At 65.1% G+C, this 23,744-nt stretch carries 19 protein-coding genes; 11 read left to right on the top strand and 8 right to left on the bottom strand.

Features of this window, described 5'->3' with window-relative positions; translation table 11 throughout:
• The first annotated feature begins 154 nt into the window (after positions 1-154).
• Positions 155-1,150 (top strand): peptidase U32 family protein, encoded by a 996-nt coding sequence (locus KUW00_RS07510; protein WP_222568706.1) that lies wholly within the window; start codon positions 155-157, stop codon positions 1,148-1,150.
• An 11-nt stretch (positions 1,151-1,161) separates the two neighbouring features.
• Positions 1,162-2,079, top strand: coding sequence for a U32 family peptidase (locus KUW00_RS07505; protein WP_222568705.1), 918 nt, complete (start codon positions 1,162-1,164; stop codon positions 2,077-2,079).
• Between the two features lie 100 nt (positions 2,080-2,179).
• On the opposite strand, the gene KUW00_RS07500 is transcribed toward KUW00_RS07505, so the two are convergent.
• From KUW00_RS07500 to hemN, 4 genes are all read right to left on the bottom strand, one after another.
• Complete coding sequence (locus tag KUW00_RS07500; RefSeq protein ID WP_261392031.1) at positions 2,180-2,740, bottom strand: SCP2 domain-containing protein; 561 nt, start codon at positions 2,738-2,740, stop codon at positions 2,180-2,182.
• 213 nt (positions 2,741-2,953) lie between these two features.
• Positions 2,954-3,730 (bottom strand): ribonucleoside-diphosphate reductase, encoded by a 777-nt coding sequence (locus tag KUW00_RS07495; RefSeq protein WP_108132105.1) that lies wholly within the window; start codon positions 3,728-3,730, stop codon positions 2,954-2,956.
• Between the two features lie 93 nt (positions 3,731-3,823).
• Positions 3,824-5,935, bottom strand: coding sequence for an adenosylcobalamin-dependent ribonucleoside-diphosphate reductase (locus KUW00_RS07490; RefSeq protein ID WP_222568704.1), 2,112 nt, complete (start codon positions 5,933-5,935; stop codon positions 3,824-3,826).
• Positions 5,936-6,169: 234 nt separating this feature from the next.
• Complete coding sequence (gene hemN / locus KUW00_RS07485) at positions 6,170-7,555, bottom strand: oxygen-independent coproporphyrinogen III oxidase (protein WP_222568703.1); 1,386 nt, start codon at positions 7,553-7,555, stop codon at positions 6,170-6,172.
• Between the two features lie 399 nt (positions 7,556-7,954).
• Here hemN and KUW00_RS07480 point away from each other — a divergent pair, with 399 nt between their 5' ends.
• From KUW00_RS07480 to KUW00_RS07440, 9 genes are all read left to right on the top strand, one after another.
• On the top strand, positions 7,955-8,272 hold the full coding sequence (locus KUW00_RS07480; protein WP_222568702.1) for a c-type cytochrome: 318 nt from the start codon (positions 7,955-7,957) through the stop codon (positions 8,270-8,272).
• A 55-nt stretch (positions 8,273-8,327) separates the two neighbouring features.
• Complete coding sequence (locus KUW00_RS07475) at positions 8,328-10,547, top strand: NosR/NirI family protein (RefSeq protein WP_261392030.1); 2,220 nt, start codon at positions 8,328-8,330, stop codon at positions 10,545-10,547.
• A 1-nt stretch (position 10,548) separates the two neighbouring features.
• Positions 10,549-12,435, top strand: a complete 1,887-nt coding sequence (gene nosZ, locus KUW00_RS07470) for a TAT-dependent nitrous-oxide reductase (protein WP_253554425.1) — start codon at positions 10,549-10,551, stop codon at positions 12,433-12,435.
• Positions 12,436-12,546: 111 nt separating this feature from the next.
• Complete coding sequence (locus KUW00_RS07465) at positions 12,547-13,863, top strand: nitrous oxide reductase family maturation protein NosD (RefSeq protein WP_222568701.1); 1,317 nt, start codon at positions 12,547-12,549, stop codon at positions 13,861-13,863.
• Positions 13,860-14,909, top strand: coding sequence for an ABC transporter ATP-binding protein (locus tag KUW00_RS07460; protein WP_222568700.1), 1,050 nt, complete (start codon positions 13,860-13,862; stop codon positions 14,907-14,909). Before KUW00_RS07465 ends, KUW00_RS07460 begins: the two co-directional genes overlap by 4 nt.
• A complete protein-coding gene (locus KUW00_RS07455; protein ID WP_222568699.1) occupies positions 14,909-15,730 on the top strand; it encodes an ABC transporter permease in 822 nt (273 codons plus the stop codon). Before KUW00_RS07460 ends, KUW00_RS07455 begins: the two co-directional genes overlap by 1 nt.
• Positions 15,731-15,872: 142 nt before the next feature.
• Positions 15,873-16,376 (top strand): nitrous oxide reductase accessory protein NosL, encoded by a 504-nt coding sequence (locus KUW00_RS07450; protein ID WP_222568698.1) that lies wholly within the window; start codon positions 15,873-15,875, stop codon positions 16,374-16,376.
• A 303-nt stretch (positions 16,377-16,679) separates the two neighbouring features.
• Positions 16,680-17,147, top strand: a complete 468-nt coding sequence (locus tag KUW00_RS07445; protein WP_222568697.1) for an Rrf2 family transcriptional regulator — start codon at positions 16,680-16,682, stop codon at positions 17,145-17,147.
• Positions 17,148-17,240: 93 nt separating this feature from the next.
• Positions 17,241-17,834, top strand: coding sequence for a hypothetical protein (locus tag KUW00_RS07440; protein WP_124804642.1), 594 nt, complete (start codon positions 17,241-17,243; stop codon positions 17,832-17,834).
• Positions 17,835-18,020: 186 nt separating this feature from the next.
• Here KUW00_RS07440 and KUW00_RS07435 read toward each other — a convergent pair whose 3' ends face one another.
• From KUW00_RS07435 to phnC, 4 genes are all read right to left on the bottom strand, one after another.
• On the bottom strand, positions 18,021-20,906 hold the full coding sequence (locus tag KUW00_RS07435) for an EAL domain-containing protein (RefSeq protein WP_222516345.1): 2,886 nt from the start codon (positions 20,904-20,906) through the stop codon (positions 18,021-18,023).
• 413 nt (positions 20,907-21,319) lie between these two features.
• Positions 21,320-22,123: a phosphonate ABC transporter, permease protein PhnE gene (gene phnE, locus KUW00_RS07430; RefSeq protein WP_045994838.1), complete on the bottom strand. Its 804-nt coding sequence runs from the start codon at positions 22,121-22,123 to the stop codon at positions 21,320-21,322.
• On the bottom strand, positions 22,117-22,914 hold the full coding sequence (phnE, locus tag KUW00_RS07425) for a phosphonate ABC transporter, permease protein PhnE (protein WP_045994839.1): 798 nt from the start codon (positions 22,912-22,914) through the stop codon (positions 22,117-22,119). Before phnE (KUW00_RS07425) ends, phnE (KUW00_RS07430) begins: the two co-directional genes overlap by 7 nt.
• Complete coding sequence (gene phnC / locus KUW00_RS07420; RefSeq protein WP_222568696.1) at positions 22,914-23,699, bottom strand: phosphonate ABC transporter ATP-binding protein; 786 nt, start codon at positions 23,697-23,699, stop codon at positions 22,914-22,916. Before phnC ends, phnE (KUW00_RS07425) begins: the two co-directional genes overlap by 1 nt.
• Positions 23,700-23,744 lie beyond the last annotated feature (45 nt).

The following is a 23,744-nucleotide window of genomic DNA, read 5'->3' as shown; positions in this document are numbered from 1 at the left end:
CCCCCCGCCATCGCCAGGTTATCCACACCCGGCCCCGGTGCAGCGCGTCATCCATTCGCTCCATCCCCGACTTCATTGGCGGACACTGATACGCATCAAGCCGGCGGTGTCCGCGCGGGGCTAGCATGGCGCCTCTCTTCGCTCGGAGATCGACATGGAACTGGTCTGTCCCGCGGGTAGCCTGCCCGCTTTGAAGCGCGCCGTGGACGAGGGCGCCAACGCGGTCTACTTCGGCTTTCAGAACGCCACCAATGCCCGCCAGTTCGCCGGGCTGAACTTCACCGACAAGCGCGCCCGGGAAGGTATCGACTACGCCCACGCCCGGGGCTGTCGGGTGTTCTGCGCGATCAATACCTACCCGCAGCAGTCGAGCCTGGCCCAGTGGCGCGCGGCGGTGGACCAGGCGGCTTCGCTTCAGGTCGACGCCCTGATCCTGGCCGACCCGGGCCTTTTGGCCTACGCCGCCGAGCGCCACCCGGACATCCCCCGCCACCTGTCGGTGCAGGGCTCCGCCACCAGCCACGAGGCGCTAGCCTTCTACCACCGCGAGTTCGGCATCCGCCGTGCGGTGCTGCCCAGGGTACTGTCGATCCACCAGGTACGCGACCTGGCGCGCCACAGCCCGGTGGAGCTCGAGGTGTTCGCCTTCGGCAGCCTGTGCATCATGGCCGAGGGCCGCTGCTATCTGTCGTCCTACCTGACCGGCGAGTCGCCCAACACCCACGGCGTGTGTTCGCCGGCGGCCCACGTGCGCTGGGAGGAGACCGCCAGCGGACGCGAGTCGCGCCTGAACGGCGTCTTGATCGACCGCTACCGCGCCGACGAACAGGCCGGCTACCCGACCCTGTGCAAGGGACGCTTCGACGTCGAGGGTGATATCGGCCACGCCATCGAGGCGCCGACCAGCCTCAACACCCTGGATCTGCTGCCCCAGCTGGCGGCGCTGGGCATCAAGGCGATCAAGATCGAGGGTCGCCAGCGCAGTCCGGCCTATGTGGCCAGCGTCACCCGAGTGTGGCGCCAGGCGCTGGATCATCTGGACCGGGCCGGCGACGACTACCGCCCCCAGGCCGACTGGAGCGCCGCCCTGGCGCCGCTGGCCGAAGGCTCCACCCACACCCTCGGCGCCTACGAGCGCGACTGGAAATGACAGGAGGCGAGATGACCGCTGCTTCACTGGAATTGAGCCTTGGCCCGGTGTCCTTCTACTGGACCCGCGAGCGCTACTTCGCCTTCTATGAACAGGCCTGCCACTGGCCGCTGGCCAGCGTCACCCTGGGCGAGACCGTGTGCTCTCGGCGGCGCGACATGAAGCTCGCCGACTGGCTGGAGATCGGCCATCAGCTGGCCGCCGCCGGCAAGCAGGTGATCCTCGGTTCGCAGACCCTGATCGAGTCCAACGCCGACCTGCGCGACCTGACCAAGCTGTGCGACAACGGCGACTTCCTGGTCGAGGCCAACGACATGAGCGCGGTGCACCGGCTGTCCGAGGCGGGCCTGCCCTTCGTCGGCGGCCCGGCGCTCAACCTCTACAATGTGCCGACCCTGGAAATCCTCAAGCGCGCCGGCATGTTCCGCTTCGTCGCCCCGGTGGAGTTGCCTGGCGCCGACCTGGCCCGGCTGCTGTCTGACGCCCGCGAGGCGGGGCTGGCGCTGGACTGCGAGGTACTGGCCTACGGCCACCTGCCGCTGGCCTGGTCGTCGCGCTGCTTTACCGCGCGCCACCACCAGCACCCCAAGGATCGCTGCCAGTTCGTCTGCCAAGACTATCCGGAAGGGCTGTCGCTGACCACCCAGGACGACAGCCGCCGACTGTTCACCCTGAATGGTATCCAGACCCTGTCCGGGGCCTGTCAGGACCTGCGCCACGAGCTTGCCGAGATGGCCGCGATGGGCGTCACCACGGCCCGGCTAAGTCCGCGTTCAGAGGGGATGGATGAGGTGGTGGCGGACTTCGATCTGGCCCGCCAGGGACGCTATCCGGCGCCCTCGCCGCTGGCGCTGGTGGACGCCGAGCTGTGCAACGGCTACTGGCACGGCCAGGCAGGGATGGATCTGGCGCCGGTGCTGGAAGACTGAAAGCCCCTTCCCTCCCACGCCACCTCACTCAGGAGGCCGGTTCGCCGGCCTCCATCGCTAGATGGCTCACCCCGACAACCAGCAGGCGGTAACCAGGCGCCTAGGCCTCGCGAGGCAGCCAGCGCTGCAGCTGGCCCAGCGCCTCGAGCAGGTAGGGATGCAGCAGTTCCATTTCCTGCCCATCCAGCAGGTTCTTCACCGTCAGCCCCAGTTCGGTATCACCCTCCAGGCACAGCCGGCGCTGGAAGAACAGGCTGTCCGGGTCTTCCTCGCGGCTGGCCAGGCAGGCGAACTCGCGCCAGCCCCCCGCCACCTTCGCCTCCCAGGGCGCGTCGGTGACCTGCAGGCGACCGTGCGTGAGGGTCAGGGTGACCGCCAGCGCCAGATCATCGATGGACAGACACACCCGGCGCCCTTCAAGCACGTCGAACTCACCGTCGGCCAGTGGCTCGGCCAGGGTGCGGTTGAGCCAGGGCTCGAGACTCGTGCGCAACAGCGGCAGGGGCAGCGGGCCGAGACGGCGCATCAGTGACAGATGCAGACGATGGGGCACCCGAGTCAAGGCGCCAGACGTCAACGACGACGGCAACGAAGGAAGGGTGGGCAGGGCAGGAAGGGCAAGAGAAGGCAACGACAGCGAGCCAAGCGGCGACAGCGACATGACGGGTTCCTGGTCAAGCGGCACGACGCCGCCGGGTCATGCTAGCGATACCCCGCGCCTGTGTTCGTGATATGCATCAACACCGCCCGCGCACCAACGCTTCCACACATCGTGGTGGCAACCGCTCATCGGGTACCGCCGAGTAGCAGCGCCAATAGTGACCGACAAAAAAGGGCGCCGCATTGGCGCCCTCTTGTTCGTCCAGCAAGGCTCTCAACCACACTTCGACCAGCCGCAGCCGGCGTAGCAGGTGGGGCAGCCGTCCATCATGATCAGCTCGCCGCGACACTCGGGGCAGTTGCCGACCACGGCGGGGCCGGCGCCTTCGGCGGCGGACTCGGCAGGCTTGCCATCCAGCGGCTCGACCGCGCCGCTCGGGGTCTCGTCCTCGACCTCGGCGGGGTACCAGCCGTGGCCGGAGGCCTGGCGCCGGGCGTAGCGGCTGACCAGCTCCTCCACCGGAATCTGGTTGCCGTCGATGTCGAGGAAGCCGCGACGATAGAGGATCTGCTGGATCGACCAGGCGATGGCGGCGACCTCGGAGTCGTGGAACATCGGCTTGTTCCAGCGGTTCATGCCGCAGCGCACCAGGCCCTTGTCCCAGGCCACCTTGCGCAGATCCGCCACCGCCTGGGTGACGTAGCCGCCGCGGGCGGCCAGCGACAGGCTGCGCATGGTGGCGGTGATCCACTGGTGTTCGCTGGACAGCTGGCCGGAGGGGAAGAAGAACTCCACCGGGCGCTCGATAATCACCCGCTGGCCGTTGAGCACGCCTTCCACCGGCATGAAGGACACCAGCAGGTAGACCTTCTTGCGGCCTTCGGCGCCGACGTAGGAGATCTTCTCGGATACTGCCTCCAGCGTTCCCTCGGGGCGCGAGGGGATGCGCATGGTCAGCGGGTTTTCCTCGGGCAGCGGGGCCGGCGCGGGGGCGGCCTCCTCGCTCTTGACGCGGTAGCCCACGATCTTGGAATTGATTTCGACAGCCATCAGCGGGCTCCTCCAGAAAGATGATGCGGGCGTGACACGCTCACGACCCAGGCATGATGTTGCGGCTCGCCGACCGGCTCGCCGCTGGTCCGATTACCACTTGCCATAGGTCCCCTCCTTCAAGCCGTCGTAGAGGTTGGCGGCGTTGTGTTCCTCGCCGTCGTAGATCACCGTCTCGTCGCCCTTGAGCTCGAGGGTCTCGCCGTTCTCCAGCTCGAAGATATAGGTGGTGTTCTTGAGGTCATCCTCGCGCACCAGCACGCCCTGGAAGGCCTCCGGGTTGAAGCGGAAGGTGGTGCAGCCCTTGAGGCGGCTCTGGTAGGCGTCCAGGTACAGGTCCTTGAACGCCTCGAAGGCAAAGTCGGTGGGCACGTTGACGGTCTTGGAGATCGCCGAGTCGACCCAGGCCTGGGCCGCGGCCTGCACCGCCACGTGCTGCTTGGGGGTCACCGCGTCGGCGGTGATGAAGTACTCGGGCAGGTCGCTTTCCACCGCGTCGGCGTGCATGAAGTGACGGTAAGCGGCAAGCTCGAAGGACACCACCTCGACCTGCTCCTTGGTCTTCTTGCCGGCCTGGATCACGTTGCGGAAGTAGCGATGGGAGAACGACGGCTCGATACCATTGGAGGCGTTGTTGCCCAGCGACAGGCTGATCGTGCCGGTGGGGGCGATCGACGAGTGGTGGGTGAAGCGCGCGCCGTGCTCGGCCAGCTCCGCCACCAGCTGCGGCTCGACCTCTGCGATCTTCTGCATATAGCGGCTGTAGCGGGCGTGCAGGATGCGCCCGGGCACCTTGTCGCCGACCTCGTAGCCGTCGCGGCCGAGCTCGGGGCGCTCGCGCAGCATCTTCGGCGTCAGCTCGAACTCCTGCTCGAGGATCGGGGCCATGCCCTTCTCGCGGGACAGCTCCAGCGCCTGCTTCCAGCCCTCCACGGCCAGCACTCGGCTGACCTCCTCGGTGAAGCCCAGCGACTCGGCCGAGCCATAGGGCATCTTGAGCATGGTCATGGTCGAGCCGAGGCCCAGGAAACCCATGCCGTGGCGGCGCTTGGCCTCGATCTCGCGACGCTGGCCGGACAGCGGCAGGCCGCTAATCTCGACCACGTTGTCGAGCATGCGGGTGAAGATCGCCACTACTTCGCGGTACTTGTCCCAGTCGAAGCGCGGCTTGTCGCCGAACGGATCGATCACGAAGCGGGTCAGGTTGACCGACCCCAGCAGGCAGGCGCCCTCCGGCGGCAGCGGCTGCTCACCGCAGGGGTTGGTGGCGCGGATCTCTTCGCAGAACCAGTTGTTGTTCATGCGATTGACCTGGTCGATCAGGATGAACCCGGGCTCGGCGTAGTCGTAGGTGGAACGCATGATGGTGTCCCACAGCTCGCGGGCCTTGATCACCTCGACCACGCGGCAGGCCACGCGACCTTCGGCGTCCTGGGTGTAGCCATCCTCGATCACCGGCCAGTCGCGGTAGATCAGCTCGCTGTCGTCGACGTCGCCCTTCTCGCACTCGTGCAGCGGGAAGGCCAGCGGCCAGTCGGCGTCCTGCTTCACCGCTTCCATGAACTCGTCGGTGATCAGCAGGCTCAGGTTGAACTGGCGCAAGCGACCGGCCTCACGCTTGGCCTCGATAAAGTCGCGCACGTCGGGATGACCGACGTCGAAGGTACCCATCTGGGCGCCGCGACGGCCGCCGGCGGAGGCCACCGTGAAGCACATCTTGTCGTAGATATCCATGAACGCCAGCGGGCCGTTGGTGCCGGCTCCGGCGCCGAACACGAAGGCGCCCTTGTGGCGCAGGGTGGAGAACTCGTAGCCGATGCCGCAGCCGGCCTTGAGGGTCATGCCCGCGTCCACCACGCTGTCGAGGATGTCGTGCATGGAGTCGCGGATGGTCCGCGATACCGTGCAGTTGATCAGGCTGACCGCAGGCTTGTAGCCCTCGGCCCCGGCATTGGAGGTGATCCGGCCTGCCGGCACGGCGCCGTTTTCCAGCGCCCAGCGAAACTTCGGCAGCCACTTGTCGGCGGCGTCGCCCTCGACGGCGGCCAGCGCCTTGGCCACGCGGTCCCAGGTGGCCTGAAGGTCGGCGTCGACGGGCTGGCCGTGGCGGTCCTTCAAGCGATACTTGGCGTCCCAGATGTCATACGAGGGGCCCTGCATGGGAACCTCCTGCGACAGGGCGGCGGCCTTGGCGGATGTGGTCATGAAAGCTTGTCTCCGATGAAGTTACCGGCAAATAAACGGGGTCGTAAAGGGTCGGATGCGCGCTCCGGATAAGCTCGGGCACCCTACCAGATATAGTAAAATTTTCGACCGGCGGCACAATATAAACGAAAAATCGGGCCATGGAAGACCCGATCGTTAATTCGGCTTTGGCGCATAAAAGGTAGCGCGGGCTACCCCGGGCGTCTCGCCCAGAGGCCTCCGAGGCAGAGCAGGCTAGACGGTGCGCGAGAAGCGCCCGCTGCCGGGGACCAGGTAGGCATCGAAGGCCATGGCCACGTTGCGCATCATCAGGCGTCCCGCCGGCAGCACCCTGAGCACGTGTTGCTTGATCTCGATCAAGCCGTCGGCCTGCATCTCGTCGAGCTGGTCGAGGGCGCAGGCGAAATGCGTGCGGAAGTCGATAGCGTGACGGGCCTCGAACTCGGCGAAGCGCACCTCGCCGTGACACATCAGCGAGGTGATCAGCTCGGCACGCAGCTGGTCTTCGTCGCTCAGCCGATAGCCCCGCAACACCGGCAGCCGCCCGGCTTCGAGGTGCTCGGCGTACTCGGCGGTGGTCTTGACGTTCTGGCTGTAGGCGTCGCCGACCTTGCCGATGGAGGTGACCCCGAGCCCGATCATGTCGCACTGGGCGTGGGTGGAATAGCCCTGGAAATTACGCTGCAGGGTGCCATCGTGGCGGGCTCGGCTGAGTTCGTCCTCGGGCAGCGCAAAGTGATCCATGCCGATATAGACGTAGCCCGCCTGGGTCAGCCGCTCGATTGTCAGCTCGAGCAGCTCGAGCTTGCGCCCGGGCGGCGGCATGTCCTCGTCGCGAATCAGCCGCTGGGCCTTGAACAGCGACGGCAGGTGGGCGTAGCTGTAAGCGGCGATGCGGTCGGGTCTCAGCGCCACCACCTTGGCCAGGGTGGCGTCGAAGCTGTCGCGAGTCTGCAGCGGCAGACCATAGATCAGATCCACCGACACCGAGGCGAAGCCGGCGTCCCGGGCGGCGTCCACCAGCGCCGCCACCTTGGCCTCGCTCTGCACGCGGTTGACCGCCTTCTGCACCAGCGGATCGAAGTCCTGGACGCCAAAACTCAGACGGTTGAAGCCCATCTCGCGCAGTTCATGGATCTGGGCAGGCGTCACCGTACGCGGATCCACCTCCAGCGAGAATTCCCGGCGCTGCTCAGGGGCGAAGCGGAAGTGGCGCGCCAGGGCGTCGATCAGCCCCTTGAGCTGGTCGTTAGACAGAAAGGTCGGGGTGCCACCCCCCAGGTGCAGCTGGTTGAGCTCCCGGGACTCGTCGAACAGCGCCGCCTGCAGGGCGATCTCGCGCTTGAGCAGCACCAGGTACTCGGCGGCACGCTCGCGATTGTGGGTAATGATCTTGGAGCAGGCACAGTAGTAGCAGAGGCTTTCGCAGAAGGGCACATGGACGTAGACCGACAGCGGCTTCGGCTCCCCCTGCTGGCTGCGCTCCACCGCCTGGCGATAGTCGGAGACGCCGAAACCGTCGTGGAAGTGCGGCGCGGTGGGATAGGAGGTGTAGCGCGGCCCTGGACGGTCGTACTTCTCGACCAGCGCACGCTGAAACGGCAAAACATCGGATGACATCGACAAGGCCCCTCATGACACGACCGCCCGACGGCGGCATCTGTCGGCATTGTCGCACGTCGAATCCGCCCGTCCCGGCAAGACGAAGCCAGACATGATCTGCATCAAATCACGGCAACGACGTCCCGGCGCTCACCCTTTTTGAGCTTTTCTCGCTGGAGGTAGTGCAACCGCGAGCCGACCGCAATGATGCCCCTGCCACGCCAGTGATCCCGATCAAGCATAGTACGGAAGACGTACCTCTCCCCGCCTAAAGTTGACCAACGTCATAGGGTATTGTCGCTAAGCGCTCCAATACTCGAGAGTCCCAAGGGACATCCCGCGGAAACGGTGATGCCTGACCCAAGCAGCACGCCGCTTGCGTCAGGCATCACGCCCCAAGACCGAGGAGCGCTCATCATGAAATGGATCCCCCTGGCCGCGCTTGGCGCCGCCTGTCTGTTCAGTCTCAACGCCCAGGCCGCCGGCGACGCCGCCGCAGGTGAAACCAAGATCGGCGCCTGCGCCGCCTGCCATGGCACCGACGGCAAGGCCACCGGACCGATCTATCCCAACCTGGCGGGTCAGAACGCCGCGTACCTGGAAAGCGCGCTCAAGGCCTATCGCGAGGGTCAGCGCGGCGGTGGCATGTCCGCCATCATGGCGCCCCAGGCAGCGGCCCTGTCGGATCAGGATATCGCCGACATCGCCGCCTACTTCTCGTCCCTGACGCCCTGATCCCACCCTGGTGCGCGAAGCGTCCTCGGGGCGCTTCGCGCCTCGAGGTCATGCCATGACCCAAGCCCCCCGCCATTTACTCCGCCACTGGTCTTCCTCTCTGCGCCTGTTCATCGCCCTGTTGGTGATGTGCATGAGCCTGCCCGCCCTGGCGCTGGAATTCGATCAGTATCCCGGTGACCTTGGCAGCGCCAAGGGTGACATCGCCCTGTTTCAGGAGGCCTTTCCCGGTACGGACAGAGTCGAGCCGGTGGCCGACCTGCCGTGGCCGGTCAATGCGCTCTACCGTGGCGACGAGCTGGTCGGCTACGCCTTCGAAAGTGCCGAGGTCGCGCCGATCCCCGCCTACTCGGGCAAGCCGGTCAACCTGCTGATCGCCATCGATCCTTCCGCCAGCCTGCGCCTGGCCAAGGTGCTCAATCATTCCGAGCCGATCATGCTGGTCGGTATCCCGTCAGAGCGGCTGGACGACTTCGCCGGCCAGCACCTGGGTACCTCGGTGACGTCGCGCCTGGAGGTGGGAGAGGACGTCGATGCCATCTCCGGCGCCACCGTGACCGTCATCGTGGTCAACGACACCATCATGCGGGCAGGACGCCTGGTCGCCGCCGCCCTTGGGCTGATCGAAGACCCCGCGGCAGCGCCAATCGCCCGTGTGCGCGACGAGGTCTACGCGCCCGCCGACTGGCAGGGCTTGCTCGACCAGGGGGCACTGGGTCACCTGACCCTGCGCCAGGGAGAGGTCGATGACGCCTTCGCCGGCACCCCGGCGGAGCACTACCTGAGCGGCCAGCGTCCGCCCCGCGACGCCACCTTCATCGATCTTTACCTGGGCTACCTCAATGCGCCGAGCGTTGGCCGCAATCTGCTCGGCGAGCGCGGCTACGACCAGTTGATGGCGAGCCTCGCCCCCGGCGAACACGCCGTTGCCCTGCTCGCCGATGGCAGCTTTTCCTACAAGGGGTCGGGCTACGTGCGCGGCGGCATCTTCGATCGTATCGAGCTGGTCCAGGGCAACGCCTCGATCAGCTTCCACGACAGCGACCAGCGCCGCCTGCCGCGCCTGGCCATCGACGGAGCCCCCGCACTAAGCGAACGCGACATCTTCGTGATCCACGAGGACGCCCACTTCGACCCGGGCACGCCCTGGCGGCTGAACCTGCTGGTGCGCCGGGCCTCGGGGCCGCTGACCCAGGAGTTTACCCGCTTTCATCTCGACCAGGCGCTGCCCGAGGCCTTTATCGAGCGCCCCGAGCCGGTGGAGCCCGCCCCGCTGTGGCTCGAGATGTGGCAGCAGAGTCGGCTAGAGCTGATCGGGCTTGGTGCTGGACTGGTGACGCTGTCACTGATCCTGGCGTTCCAGGACGCCCTGGCGCGTCGCCCGCGCCTGCTGCGCCCGCTGCGCAAGGCCTTCCTGCTCTACACCCTGGTCTATATCGGCTGGGTGTCGCTGGCCCAGCTCTCGGTGGTCAATGTGCTGGCGCTGATCCATGCCGTCATCCCTGCCGTCGCCAATTCCGCCAGCCATGGCTTCAGCTGGTCGGCCTTCCTGATCGACCCGCTGATGTTCGTGCTGTGGGTCTTCGTGGCGGTCACTCTGGTGCTGTGGGGCCGCAGCATCTTCTGCGGCTGGCTGTGCCCCTTCGGTGCGCTGCAGGACCTGGTCAACCAGCTCGCCCGTCACCTGAAGGTGCCGCAACTGACGCTGCCCTTCGCCGTGCACCGGCGGCTGTGGGTGGTGAAGTATCTGATCCTGTTTGGCCTGGTCGGGGTGTCCTTCTACGACCTGGGACAGGCGGAGCGGCTGGCCGAGGTCGAGCCGTTCAAGACCGCCATCACCCTGCACTTCCTGCGCGACTGGGGCTATGTGCTCTACGCCGTGGCACTGATCGCAAGCTCGGCCTTCATGCACAAGGCCTACTGCCGCTACGTCTGCCCGCTGGGCGCGAGCCTGGCCATCGCCGGTCGCCTGCGCCTTTACGACTGGCTCAGGCGGCACCGTGGCCAGTGCGGCACGCCCTGCCAGATCTGCGCCAACGACTGCGAGCTGGTGGCCATCCATCCCGACGGTCGCATCGAGGCCTCGGAGTGCCACTACTGCCTGGACTGCCAGATCACCTACGACGACGACCGTCGCTGTCCGCCCCGGGTCAAGCGCAGAAAGCGCCTGGAACGGAATGCGGCGAGGACGCACGGCGACGTGGGTGACGCAGAACCCCGCGGATCAAGCCAGGACGGCGACCCGCGGCGTATACCCTGCCTTGAGGAGAACTGAAGTGAGTGACGATTCCCGCAGTATCCAGAATCTGGCCCGACGCCACTTTCTACGCAACAGTGCGGTGACCGGCGTCGCCGGCGCCGGCCTTGCCAGCGGAGTGGTCGGCGGTGTTGGCACCAGCGCCCTGCTCGGCAGCCGCAGTGCCCGCGCCAGTGAAGGCGATGCCATGGTGGCCCCCGGTGAACTCGACGAATACTACGGCTTCTGGAGCGGCGGCCACTCCGGCGAAGTGAGGGTGCTGGGCATCCCCTCCATGCGCGAGTTGATGCGCATTCCGGTGTTCAACACCGAGAGCGCCACCGGCTGGGGCATCACCAACGAGTCCAAGCACATCCTCGGCGAGTCCGCGCGTTTCCACAACGGCGACGCCCACCACCCCCACGCCTCGCTCACCGACGGTCGTTATGACGGCAAGTACCTGTTCATCAACGACAAGGCCAATACCCGGGTGGCGCGGATCCGCCTCGACATCATGAAGACCGACAAGGTCACCACTATTCCCAACGTCCAGGCCATCCACGGCCTGCGTCTGCAGAAGGTGCCCTATACCAAGTACGTCTTCGCCAACGCCGAGTTCCCGATCCCCCAGGTCAACGACGGTCGCGACCTGGAGAATCCTGCGAACTACTACACCATGTTCAACGCCATCGACGCCGAGACCATGGAGGTGGCCTGGCAGGTGATCGTCGATGGCAACCTGGACAACACCGACGCCGACTACACCGGCCGCTTCGTTGCCTCGACCTGCTACAACTCCGAGAAGGGCATGACCCTGGCCGACAGCATGCGTGCCGAGCGTGACTGGGTGGTGGTGTACGACGTCGAAGCCATCGAGGCCGCCGTCGAGAAGGGCCAGTTCGAGACCCTGGGCGACTCCCCGGTGCCGGTGCTGGACGGACGCAAGGGCTCACCGCTGACGCGCTACATTCCGGTGCCCAAGAATCCCCATGGCCTGAATACCTCACCCGACGGCAAGTACTTCATCGCCAACGGCAAGCTGTCGCCGACGGTGTCGATCATCGCCATCGACAAGCTGCCGGCGCTGTTCGCCGACGAGATCGAGCCGCGTGACAGCGTGGTCGCCGAGCCGGAGCTGGGCCTGGGGCCGCTGCATACGACCTTCGACGGTCGCGGCTTCGCCTACACCACCCTGTTCATCGACAGCCAGGTGGCCAAGTGGAACATCGAGGAGGCGATCCGCGCCTACAACGGCGAGGACGTCAACTACATCCACCAGAAGCTCGACGTGCACTATCAGCCGGGCCACAACCACGCCAGCCTGTGCGAGACCCGCGATGCCGACGGCAAGTGGCTGGTGGTGCTGTGCAAGTTCTCCAAGGACCGCTTCCTGCCGGTGGGACCGCTGCACCCGGAAAACGATCAGCTGATCGACATCTCCGGCGACACCATGAAGCTGGTGCATGACGGCCCGACCTACGCCGAGCCCCATGACGCCATCATGATGCGCGCCGACCAGCTCAACCCGATCCAGGTGTGGGATCGCCAGGATCCGTTCTTCGCACCCACCCGCGCCATGGCCGAGGCCGACGGTATCACCCTGGAGAGCGACAACAAGGTCATCCGCGACGGCAACAAGGTGCGCGTCTACATGACCTCTGTCGCGCCCCAGTACGGCATCACCGAATTCAAGGTGAAGCAGGGTGACGAGGTCACGGTGGTGATCACCAACCTGGATACCGTCGAAGACCTGACCCACGGCTTCTGCATGGTCAACCATGGCGTGTCCATGGAGATCGGTCCGCAGCAGACGTCCAGCGTCACCTTCACCGCCGAACGCGCCGGGGTGCACTGGTACTACTGCAACTGGTTCTGCCACGCGATGCATATGGAAATGTTCGGTCGCATGCTGGTGGAGAAGGCCTGAGGAGCGGCCGGGCCGGGCGCCGATGGCGCTCGGCCCGGCCCAGGCGACATCACCATGTTTCGAGCTCTCTCCTTTCCTGCAGGTTGCTCGGCATCCGACCGAGCAACACCGATGGCGCTGGCCCTGACCGCAGGGCTGGCGCTGCTGGCGGCACTGAGTCCCAGCGAGGTGCTGGCCGCTGAGCTGAAGGTGACCGCGGGCACACCGCTCAAGCGCTGGGTCGAGCAGGCCGAGCCCAACGATATCCTGCGGCTCGCACCGGGCCACTACACGACAGGCCCGGTGATCATCGACAAGCCACTCAGCTTGGTCGCCGACGGTGCCGGTGTGGTGATCGATGGCGGCGGCAGCGGGACCCTGCTGACCTTGCGCTCACCTGGCATTTCCCTGTCCGGGCTGACCCTTCAGCACTGGGGCGCGGACCTGACCGCCATGGATGCGGGCGTTCACGTGGAAAGGACCGCCCATGGCGCCAGCATCGAGCGCTGCCGGCTGTCCGGCCCTGGCTTCGGTATCTGGCTCGATGGCGTCGATGACGCCCGGGTCCTCGACAATCAGATTCGCGGCGATACTCGGGTACGCTCCCAGGATCGCGGCAACGGCGTGCAGCTGTTCAACGCGCGTCGGGCGCTGGTCTCCGGCAACGATATCCGCCAGGTGCGCGACGGCGTCTATATCGACACCAGCAGCGACAGCGTGATTGACGGCAATCTGCTCGAAGACCTTCGCTACGGCGTCCACTACATGTACGCCCACGACAATAGCGTGACCAACAACCTGACCCGTCACACCCGCACCGGCTACGCCCTGATGCAGTCCCGTGGACTGACGGTGAGGGCCAATCGCTCCATCGAGGATCGCAACTACGGCATCCTGATGAACAACATCACCGATAGCCGGATCATCGACAACGACATCATCGGCGTGCGCCAGGCACGCGACGCCCATGACCGGGGCCTGGTCAGCGGTGGCGATGGCAAGGCCATCTTCGTCTACAACGCCCAGTTCAACGTGATTCGCGGCAACCGCCTCGAGGACAGCGACATCGGGCTTCACCTCACCGCCGGCTCCGAGGACAACCGCATCAGCGGCAACGCCCTGATCCACAATCGCCGCCAGGTGAAGTACGTGGCCACTCGACAGCAGGAGTGGTCCGAGAACGGTCACGGCAACTACTGGAGCGACTACCTGGGCTGGGACCTGGACGAGGACGGCATCGGCGACACCCGCTACCAGCCCAATGACGCCATGGACCAGCTGCTGTGGCGACACCCGGAAGCCAAGGTGCTGATGGCGAGCCCGGCGGTGCTGGCGCTGCGTTGGGTACAGCGCGCCTTCCCGGTATTTCGCCCCGCCGGCGTCAGCGACAGCGCCCCCCTGATGACGCCTTCGAGACCTCGTTCCGCCACACGGACATCCTATCCATGACCCGCGCCACGACCTGCGCCACGACCTGCGCTATCGCCTTTGACGACGTCAGCCTGGAACACGGCGGCGTGACCCGCCTGTCGCACCTCAGCCTCGAGGTGAACAGGGGCGAGGTGCTCGGCCTGCTCGGCCACAACGGCGCCGGCAAGACCACCAGCATGAAGCTGATGCTGGGACTGCTGTCGCCCACCCAGGGAAGCCTCAGCGTGCTTGGACAACGGCCGGATCGAGCCGGTGACCGTACCTTTCGCCAGCACCTGGGCTACCTGCCCGAAAATGTCCGCTTCTACCCCAACCTGAGCGGGCGAGAGACCCTCACCTACCTGGCCCGACTCAAGGGTCGGCCCGCGACAGAGGTGGACGAGCTGCTGGTGCAGGTGGGGCTTGGTGGGGCCGCCGACCGACGCCTGGCGACCTGGTCCAAGGGCATGCGCCAGCGCCTGGGGCTGGCCCAGGCGTTGCTTGGCGAGCCTCGGCTGCTGCTGCTCGACGAGCCCACCAGCGGGCTCGACCCCGCCGCCACCGAGGCGGTCTACGCCACCATCGGAATGCTGAAGGCGCGTGGCGTGACGGTGGTGCTGTCTTCCCACCTGTTGCCGGGGGTCGAGCCGGTGATCGATCGTGCGCTGATCCTCGGCGAGGGCAAGTGCCTGGCGCTGGGCGACCTGGCGAGCCTGCGCGAACGCTTTGCGCTGCCCTACGTGATCGAGATGCGGGGTGCTCCCCAGGATCTGGCACTAAGGCTGATTCGCGAGGGCATCCCCGCCCGCTCTTCGTTGGCGGACGGTGGTCGACTGCGACTGGAAGTGGCCCCGGAGCACCGCATGAATGCCTTGAGGCTGTGCACTGCCTTTCAGGGGCTCAAGGACCTGGAAATTCGCCCCCCCAGCCTCGAGGCACTGTACCGACGTGTCCAGGACCCCAGCGGCCGCGATCCAGGCAATGGCAGTGAAGGGAGCAGCGAGAGCGACGCCAGCGACCGCTACCAGGTGATCGACGAGTCCGACCACACCACCGTCTCACCATCCGCCGAGGACACGCCCTGATGCGCCTTTTGCTGACCATCGCCCACAAGGAATTCCGTGACGGCCTGCGCCACCGCTGGGTGCTCGGGATCGCCGTGCTGCTGGGGGTACTGGCGCTGGGTATCGCCGCCTTCGGTGCTGCCGCCAGTGGTGGTACCGGCTTTACCGGCCTGTCCACCACCCTGATCAGCCTGTCGACGCTGTCCATGCTGCTGATCCCGCTGATCGCCCTGATGCTGGCCTACGACGCCATCGTCGGCGAAGACGAGGGCGGCACCCTGCTGCTGCTGGCCACCTACCCCATGTCGCGACGTACCTGGCTGCTCGGCAAGTTCATGGGCCACGCCTGGGTGCTGGGCCTGGCCACCCTGTGCGGCTTTGCGGTCGCTGGCGTGGTCATCGCTTTCGCCACACCTGAAGCCGCGCTGGCCGAGGTCGCCGCAGGGCTCACTACCCTGATCGTCTCCAGCGTGCTGCTGGGCTGGTCGTTTCTGGCCCTGGCGTACTGGATCAGCGCCCGTGCCGGCAGCAAGCAGGCTGCTGCCAGCCAGGCCCTGATCACCTGGTTCGTGTTCGTGCTGGTACTGGACCTGGCGCTGCTCGCCCTGCTGGTAGGCGTGCGCCAGGGAGGGGCCTGGCTGCCCTGGCTGATGCTGGCCAACCCGGCCGAGTGCTTCCGACTGCTGGTGCTCTCGGCGGTCGAGCCTCATCAGGCCTCCGCGATCACCGCCCTGGCCAGCGCCACCCCCAGGTCGCCCTTGCTGCTGGCGCTGCTGCAGGTCGTCTGGGTGCTGCTACCCCTGGGTCTGGCGATCAAGCGATTCGAGCATCGAGCGCTGTAACCCGCGCGCCTAGCTCATCGGAAAGCCGGCGCTGCCTGCCAACCATTACTGCGGGTTATTGCTGCTGGCTTTTGCTGCCAGCGGCCCCCCCACTCCGTCCGCCAGGACGCTCGCCTGGAGAACTCCCATGTCCCTTCCTTCTATGCTGCAACGCTTTGCCATCGGTGGCCTGATGCTGTTGTTGATCGGCTGCAACGACGGCACCTCTGACACGACTATCGGACCCGCCCCCATCGGTGATGACGACATCTGCCATGTATGCGGGATGTTGATCGAGGCCATGCCAGGTCCCAAGGGAGAACTCGCACTCGATGGTGACAGCGAGGTCACCAAGTTCTGCTCGGCGGCGGAAATGCTGGTCTTTCTTCTTCAACCCGAAAACGTCGAACGGCTTGCCCATGCCTGGGTTCATGACATGGCTCGCACCGACTGGGACCACCCCGGAAACGATGCCTTTATCAGTGCACAGGAGGCCTGGTACGTATCTGGTCATTCGCGGCCCGGCGGCATGGGACATCCGCTGGCGACCTTTGCCACAAGAAGCGACGCGGAGGCTTTTCAGCACGAATATGGCGGCATCATCGAGCGCTTTGATGAGCTAGACATCGACCAGCTAACCCATATGAGCCGAGCAAGCCACCCTTGAATAGGTATAGAAAATCCCGCAAATATGCAGCGACAAAAGCCGACCAAAAAAATTGCTAAATTTATGGATTTACCATGCTAAATTCAAGAGACAATAAGATGAATGGAACATCCATGACAAGGAGTTAAACCGCGCATGTTATCTCATTGATATAGGTCATCTGGCGTAGGAATAATCGCACATCGCTACGCTTTAATGCGCCAAGCCTGCGTGAGATTTCTCGTCCCTTGCTAGAGTCGAAAGCATGAGCGAAAGCCTCCCTTCTCTTTACCAAGTCGCCCAAGGGGCGCCGGGGCACGACCAATGCATCTGACACGATTTACCGACTACTCATTGCGCGTTCTGATGTACCTTGCCGAATCCGGCAGCGAACGCACCACGATCGCCGAGATCGCCTCACGCTTCGAGGTCTCACGCAACCATCTGATGAAGGTGGTTCAGGAGCTCAGTCGCCTTGGCTATGTCTCCGCCGTCCGTGGCAAGCACGGGGGACTGTCGCTCAAGCAGGCGCCGGGCAGCATCCACCTCGGCGCCCTGGTCAGGGATACCGAACATAGCCTCGCCCTGGTGGAGTGCGAAGGGGACGACAGCGCCTGCTACATCGCGCCCATCTGCCGCTTCAAGCAGATCGCCAACGAAGGGTTGACCGCATTTCTGGATGTCCTGGATCGCTACACCCTGGATGACCTGATGACCCCTCAGTGCCGCCAGCGCCTGCACACCCTCAAGCTGATCGAGCTCGAGCCGGAGCCTGAAGCCGAGCCCGCCTGACGCGCCGAGGCAAGACAGGGTAACGCCACGACAGCGTACTCCGAGAATGCTAGCCTCCTGACCTCTGAGTTCTCTCGGTCGTCAGGAGCCAGCATGCCGATTCCGCCATTGTTTTCACCTCGCCGCGCCCGCCTTCTTCGCCTGAGTGTCGCCGCCGCACTGGTCTCCGTACTCGGGCTGACAGGCGTCAGCAGCCAAGCCATGGCGGTGGATTTCGACACCTCGGCCCACCAGACCCACCAGGACTGGCAGACCTTGATCGCGACCCTCGGCGACGAGTCCCATGTGCGAGCGGTCCAAAGGACCAGCTACAGCGACGCCATGCTCAGCGTCAACGCCACGCCAGGGCATTGCCGCACGCCCTGGATCGAGGTCAGAAGCGACCTTGGCCAGCGCCAGGCCGTGAGCGAAGTGGTCAATCGCGTTCCCATCGACCTGCTGGTAGACGAGCAACGTGCCCAGACCGGCACGGCGGTGCTGTCCACCCAACGCGGTGACGACGGCCTCTACGTGCGCGTGAATGGCATCGACATGGACCTGCTGGCCTCGCGTCTCGCCACCGGTGAGCAGCTGCATCTGCGCCTGCGCATGACGCCCGATACCAGCGACTACTGGTTCATGAGCTTTTCACTGAATGGCGCCTTTACGGCATGGCAGCGGATGAAGACCCTGTGCAGGGCTTCCTGATCCGGCAGCAATTCCAGAGGCAATATAAAGGTGCGGGCGTCATGATCCCTGCGAGGGCTAGCGGCGCGCCTGCTTCGGGGGACCTTCTTCGGGGGACCTTCTTCGGGGATCTGCTTCGGGGACCTGCTTCGGGGACCTGCTTCGGGGACCTTCCCCGAATACCTGAACCGGGTCCCCTGAGGCCGCTCAGGCGGGCCGCTCCATCGCCTGCAAGGTATCTCCCAGACCATCTTGCCGCTGCCCATCGCGGCTCAACCAGCGCCGCGCGAAGTCATCACCGCTCAAAGGCCGTGACAGCAGATACCCCTGCCCAAGATCGCAACCCAGGGCACGCAGTGCCTCGAACTGCGCCGGCGTCTCGATGCCCTCCGCCACCACCGTCAGTCCCAGACGATCGGCCATGGCGATGATGGTGGCGACGATGGCGTGATCGTTGCTGTCGGTCAGCATGTCGCTGACGAAGGACATATCGATCTTGACCGCCTGTACGGAAAAGCGCTTGAGGTAGGCCAGCGAGGAATAGCCGGTCCCGAAATCGTCGATGGCCAGGGCGAATCCCTGCTGGCGCAGGGTGTCGGTGATGCGTATCGCCTGCTCGGGATCCTTCATGAAGCCGCTTTCGGTGATTTCCAGCCCCAGCAGCGAGGGGGAGACGCCAGCCCGGGCGGCGATCTCGCAAAGCTTGATTGCCAGCTCGGGGTCCTCGAACTGGGCCGCCGCCAGATTGACGTAGAGTCGCTCGGGAAGCCGGTCCAGCGATGCCTGCTGCCACTGCTTTAGCTGTCGGCAGGTCTGCTCCATGACCCAACTGCCGAGGGCCTCGATCATCCCCTGTTCCTCGGCCACGGCGACGAATTCCATCGGGCTTATCCATCCCAGTTCGGCGTCGTGCCAGCGACACAGTACCTCGGCGCCGATCAGGTCCCCGCTCTTGAGGTCGACGCAAGGTTGAAAGCGGAGCTCGAGACGTTTCGTGTCCAGCGCCTCACCCAGTCGAGAAGCAAGCACCAGTCGGCGCCGCAGATCACGTCCCATCTCAGGTGCGTAGAAGCGATAGCCGCTACGGCTTTCCTTGGCATGGTACATGGCGATGTCGGTGTGCTTGAGCAGTTCCCGGGAACTATCGCCATCGTCGGGGAAGAAGGCGACGCCGATGCTGACGTCGACGTTGAATCGATGCCCCTCATGCACCACTGGATCATTCAAGGCGCTGAGCAGACGCCCCACGACCTGGGCGGCTCCGATCTCGTCGGTCTGCTCCACCATGACGACGAACTCATCGCCCCCCATCCGCGCCAGGCTTTCCAGCCTGCCAAGGCAACCGCTGAAGCGAGCGGCCACCTCCTTGAGCACTTGATCACCGACGTCGTGGCCCTGACCGTCGTTGATCTCCTTGAAGCGGTTGAGGTCGAGGAACATCAGTGCCACCCGATATTGCTCGGTGCGAGCCCGGACAATGGCCGCCTGCAGACGCTCCATGAAGTGGACCCGGTTGGGTAGACCGGTCCCGGGATCGAAGAAGGCCAGATGCCGTATATGGGCGTCGCTGCGGCGCCGTTCGAGCTCCGCCGAGGCGCCTGCGGCAAAGATCCGCAACAGATGACAGATGGGTTCAGGATCATGCAGCGGCTGGCGATACAGCGCAAACAGGATACCGACGGCGTCGCCGTTGGCGTCTTCCAGGCGTCGGCCGACGTAGGCTTCCACAGCGAAGCCGACCATCTCCTCGGCGCGGGGATAGCGTTGGCTCATGCCTCGAGCAATCACATGCTCGCTGTCGCGAAAGGACCTCTCGCAGGGCAGCCCTTCGAAACTGTAGTGAAAGGGCTCCACCGGCTGGCCCGATACCAGGCCGGCGATCAGCGTCGCCTGCAACGGGACGCTTTCCTCGACGCGTGACACGAACACGGCGTCCGCGCCGAGGGCGTCGGTCAGACGTCGCACCAGCAGGGTAAAGAAGGCGTCGTCGCTGCGCGCCGTCACCAGTTCGGCCATGTCCAGCACCGCCTGCTGGGTGTTCTGCTGGTGCTGGTGGGCACGCATGGCCTGCAAGCCAAACGACAGGTTGTCCGCAAGCTCCCTCAGCAGCGCCAGTTCGTCGGCGCCAGCGTGGTAGGGCTGATCCATCAACAGCACCAGCACGCCCCGTCGCTCGCTTCCCAGACTCAGCGGTAAGGCCACCTCCGCCACGACCCCGAATCGCTCGGCCCAGGGCGGAGGCGCTACCGTACCTGTCGTATAGTCGGCTACCCGTTGCTCCTTGCCTTCATGCACCGCTTGCCCGCTGGGACCCAGGCCCTCAGGCGTGGTCACATCCCAGCTGAAACGCGCGTGACGCAACAAATCATCGGCGCCACCGGCGCTGACCAGCGGCAGGATGCTGCGCTCGGGGTCGTCCTGGGCCAGCCCCGCCCAGGCGTAGCGGTAGCCGCCCTGCTCCACCGCCAGCCGACAGGCCTCCTGGAAGATTGCCATCTCGTCGGAGAGCCGAATCACCGCACGGTTGACCAGTCGCAGCAGGGTCAAGGCGCGGTGGGCGCGCTTGAGCTGTCGGTTGGTCGTGTCCAGTTGGGTGGCGGTCTTCTCCAGCGCCTGCTCGGTGCGCCGATTGGACAGTTCGGCCCCGCAGCGCGCCGCGGCAATTCTCAGCACCTCCTCGACCAGGCGACGCTGGTGCAGTCGATGGCGGTGCAATGCAACCAGAACACCATGCAACTCACCTTCGGGCCCTCGCATCGCCACACCGGCATAGGCTTCTGCACCAAAATCTCGCAGCAGGACGTCGTCCGGAAAGGCACTGCAGACGTTCTCCGGATAGATGCAGGCTCCGCCGTCCAGGGCATCGCGACAGGGGGTGCCGGCAGTCTCGTACTCGACGTCTGGCTGATGCTTGCCATCTGCCATCAGCACCATGGACCGCAGGCGTGAGCCGTCCGCGACAGGGGTCGCTATCATCATGGCGTCAGCGTTGAGGATTACCGCCAGCCGATCGACCAGATGCATGAAGAAGTCATCACCGATATCCCGCGACAGGCTGTCGGCTAGGCTTTGAAAGGCTCTGCGGGCATCCATCTTCATAGGCCGGGCGACGATCCACTGAACAAGGTAATCAATGGTATCGAGGATAGCTTAACTTCGGGGCACCCCGCCGCCTCGCCCTGGCATTCTGTGCCGTTTCCCCCAGGACCAGACACCATCCGGCACCAGAAAACGGCGACAACTCCAAGACAACTGTCCCAGAAAACAGAACGTTAGTACTAAGTCGCAAGCATCAACGGTTCATGCCGGTAATCGCACAGATTCGTACATCCTTCCGTCGTACGAGCCTAGGCGCTGTCCGAAAAGTCGACGAGCGAAGGTTAGACAAGGCAAAAATCGGTGAGAAAGCGCAGTTTACGGGGTGTAAATGAGCATTTTGACCGGGCTGGCGCACCAGCCGATTTTTAACGCCGTATTACCGAGCGCAGGCACTTTTCAGACAAGCCCTAAAGCACCCGGCTTCTCAACCATCCGGTCAACACCTCTCCCAGCAACACCAGAATGACGATGCCACAGAGAATGGTGGCCACCGTCGGCCAGGCAAAGGTGTCGATGGCCCCCTGGAGGATAACGCCGATACCGCCGGCCCCGACCAGCCCCAGCACGGTGGACTCGCGAATATTGATGTCCCAGCGCAGGATGATCACGGCAAAGAAGGCCGGAACGACCTGAGGCACCACCGCGTAGAGGATGACCTTGGGCCGACTGGCGCCCACCGCTTCCATCGCTTCGACCGGCCGTCGGTCGATTTCCTCGATGGCCTCGCCCATCAGCTTGCCGACGAAACCGATGGAGCGACACATGATCGCGAGGATGCCCGCCAGCACGCCGGGGCCGAAGATCGCCACGAACAGCAGCGCCCAGATGATGGTATTGACCGAACGACTGGCCACCAGCACGAAACGGGCAAACCACAGGCAGGCACGATTGGGCGTGGTGTTCTGGGCCGCCAGGTAGGCGACGGGCAGGGCCACAAAGATCGTCGAGAACGTGGCCAGGGTGGCGATATGGACGGTCTCGACCAATGCCTCGACAATCTCGCCGAGGCGCCGCGGGTCGGGTGGCCACATGCGGTCGGCCAGGCTGTAGATCTGGGCAGGCGCATCCCACACCCAGGGCCAGAAGATATCGACATCCCTGGCCGCCCAGCTCAACACCGCCACGACCAGCAACAGCAGCACGAAGCGCGTCCAGCGCTCCCGTCGGCTGTAGCGCTGCCATACCCGTTGTTCTGTCGGCGTCGCTACCATAGTCGTCTCCTGACCCAGCCACTGATGCCCTCACTGACCAGAATCACCGCGATGATCACCAGCAGGATGGCGAAGGCAAAGTCATAGTCGTAGCGCCCGAAGGCGTTCATCAGGGTGCCACCGATACCACCGGCGCCGACGATACCGACCACCGCCGAGGCGCGCAGATTGCTGTCCAGCTGATACATGGAAAGCCCCAGCTGGCGTGGCAGGATCTGGGGGAAGACGGCGTACAGCAACGTGGACATGAACCCTGCACCGACCGACCTCATGGCCTCCACCTGCCCCCAGTCGATCTCCTCGATCTCTTCGGCCAGCAGTTTTCCGACAAAGCCGATGGAATAAAGCGTCAGGGTCAGGATCCCGGCCAGGGGTCCGAACCCCACCGCCTTGACGAACAGAATCGCCACGATGACCGGGTGAAAACTGCGCGACACGATGATCACCGCTCGCCCCACCAGATAGACCGGACGCGGGGCGATATTGCGCGCCGCCATCACCGCAAAGGGGATCGACAGTGCCACCCCCAGCAGAGTCGCCAGCAGGGCAATCTGGAAGCTTTCCTTGAAGCCGGTCAGCAGCAGTTCGAAGCGCTCGAAACTGGGCGGAAAGCCGCCGCCGAAGATGCGCGCGGCCCGCGGCAGCCCATCGCTGATCCGCTCCCAGTCGAACGGCAGGGTGGCCAGAGCCCAGCCCAGGTAACCCAACACGCCCAGCGCCAGCAGCAGGCGCACCACAGGACTGGCGATAAAGGGCGGCTTGCGCCAGGTCCGAGCCTTGTCGTTGACCATCAGCGTTCCCCTTCCGCGACGGTCGATGCGGAGGTCTCGTCCGGGGCCTCGATGCCACCGTAGATCTCCTCCAGCGCTGCGGCATCAAAGCGCTCCGGCGTGCCATCGAAGATCATGCGACCGTGGCGCAAGCCGACGATACGCTCGGTGTAGGCCCTGGCCTGGGCCACATTGTGAATGTTGATCAGCACCGGCAATGACAGCTCGCTGGCCAGGGCTCTCATCAGCTTCATGATCTGCTCGCTGGTGACGGGGTCCAGCGAGGCGGTCGGCTCGTCGGCCAGCAGAATGTCCGGCTCCTGCATCAAGGCTCGGACGACCCCGACGCGCTGGCGTTCGCCGCCGGACAGTTCGTCCGCGCGCTTGTCGGCGTACTGGGCGATGCCCACTCGCTCCATCAGGTGGAAGGCGCGTTCGATATCCTCCGGCGGGAAGCGCCGCCGCCATGCCTGAAAGAAGCCGACGTAGCCAAGCCGACCGGCCAGCACGTTCTCCATCACCGTCAATCGGTCGATCAGGTTGAAGCCCTGGAAGACCATGCCGATGCGCCGCCTGGCCTGGCGCAGTGGTGCGCCCTTGAGGCTGGACAACTCCTGGCCATTGAGCCTGATCGACCCCGAGGTGGGTTCGATCAGCCGATTGATGCAGCGGAGCAAGGTGCTCTTGCCCGCCCCGGACGCCCCCACGATGGACACCACGGAGTTGCCTTCCACGCGCAGATCCAGCCCCTTGAGCACGGGGTCATCGTGGCCATAGCGCTTGACCAGCTGGCTAATCTCGAGCATTGCACATCCTCGTTCCCCGGGAAGGCCGAGCGCCGTGCGCCGGCC

The organism is Halomonas sp. DP5N14-9 (assembly GCF_019802175.1).
Taxonomy (GTDB): Bacteria; Pseudomonadota; Gammaproteobacteria; order Pseudomonadales; family Halomonadaceae; genus Halomonas; species Halomonas litopenaei.
The sequence above is the reverse complement of the archived record's forward strand: the minus strand, read 5'-3'. Positions and strand labels throughout refer to the sequence as shown.

What these genes read in the sequence shown, in the direction of transcription:
- KUW00_RS07510 (WP_222568706.1), top strand. Translation starts at nt 155, where the DNA reads ATGGAACTGGTCTGTCCCGCGGGTAGCCTGCCCGCTTTGAAGCGCGCC.
- KUW00_RS07505 (WP_222568705.1), top strand. Translation starts at nt 1,162, where the DNA reads ATGACCGCTGCTTCACTGGAATTGAGCCTTGGCCCGGTGTCCTTCTAC.
- KUW00_RS07500 (WP_261392031.1), bottom strand. Translation starts at nt 2,740, where the DNA reads ATGTCGCTGTCGCCGCTTGGCTCGCTGTCGTTGCCTTCTCTTGCCCTT.
- KUW00_RS07495 (WP_108132105.1), bottom strand. Translation starts at nt 3,730, where the DNA reads ATGGCTGTCGAAATCAATTCCAAGATCGTGGGCTACCGCGTCAAGAGC.
- KUW00_RS07490 (WP_222568704.1), bottom strand. Translation starts at nt 5,935, where the DNA reads ATGACCACATCCGCCAAGGCCGCCGCCCTGTCGCAGGAGGTTCCCATG.
- hemN (WP_222568703.1), bottom strand. Translation starts at nt 7,555, where the DNA reads ATGTCATCCGATGTTTTGCCGTTTCAGCGTGCGCTGGTCGAGAAGTAC.
- KUW00_RS07480 (WP_222568702.1), top strand. Translation starts at nt 7,955, where the DNA reads ATGAAATGGATCCCCCTGGCCGCGCTTGGCGCCGCCTGTCTGTTCAGT.
- KUW00_RS07475 (WP_261392030.1), top strand. Translation starts at nt 8,328, where the DNA reads ATGACCCAAGCCCCCCGCCATTTACTCCGCCACTGGTCTTCCTCTCTG.
- KUW00_RS07465 (WP_222568701.1), top strand. Translation starts at nt 12,547, where the DNA reads ATGGCGCTGGCCCTGACCGCAGGGCTGGCGCTGCTGGCGGCACTGAGT.
- KUW00_RS07460 (WP_222568700.1), top strand. Translation starts at nt 13,860, where the DNA reads ATGACCCGCGCCACGACCTGCGCCACGACCTGCGCTATCGCCTTTGAC.
- KUW00_RS07455 (WP_222568699.1), top strand. Translation starts at nt 14,909, where the DNA reads ATGCGCCTTTTGCTGACCATCGCCCACAAGGAATTCCGTGACGGCCTG.
- KUW00_RS07450 (WP_222568698.1), top strand. Translation starts at nt 15,873, where the DNA reads ATGCTGCAACGCTTTGCCATCGGTGGCCTGATGCTGTTGTTGATCGGC.
- KUW00_RS07445 (WP_222568697.1), top strand. Translation starts at nt 16,680, where the DNA reads ATGCATCTGACACGATTTACCGACTACTCATTGCGCGTTCTGATGTAC.
- KUW00_RS07440 (WP_124804642.1), top strand. Translation starts at nt 17,241, where the DNA reads ATGCCGATTCCGCCATTGTTTTCACCTCGCCGCGCCCGCCTTCTTCGC.
- KUW00_RS07435 (WP_222516345.1), bottom strand. Translation starts at nt 20,906, where the DNA reads ATGGATGCCCGCAGAGCCTTTCAAAGCCTAGCCGACAGCCTGTCGCGG.
- phnE (WP_045994838.1), bottom strand. Translation starts at nt 22,123, where the DNA reads ATGGTAGCGACGCCGACAGAACAACGGGTATGGCAGCGCTACAGCCGA.
- phnE (WP_045994839.1), bottom strand. Translation starts at nt 22,914, where the DNA reads ATGGTCAACGACAAGGCTCGGACCTGGCGCAAGCCGCCCTTTATCGCC.
- phnC (WP_222568696.1), bottom strand. Translation starts at nt 23,699, where the DNA reads ATGCTCGAGATTAGCCAGCTGGTCAAGCGCTATGGCCACGATGACCCC.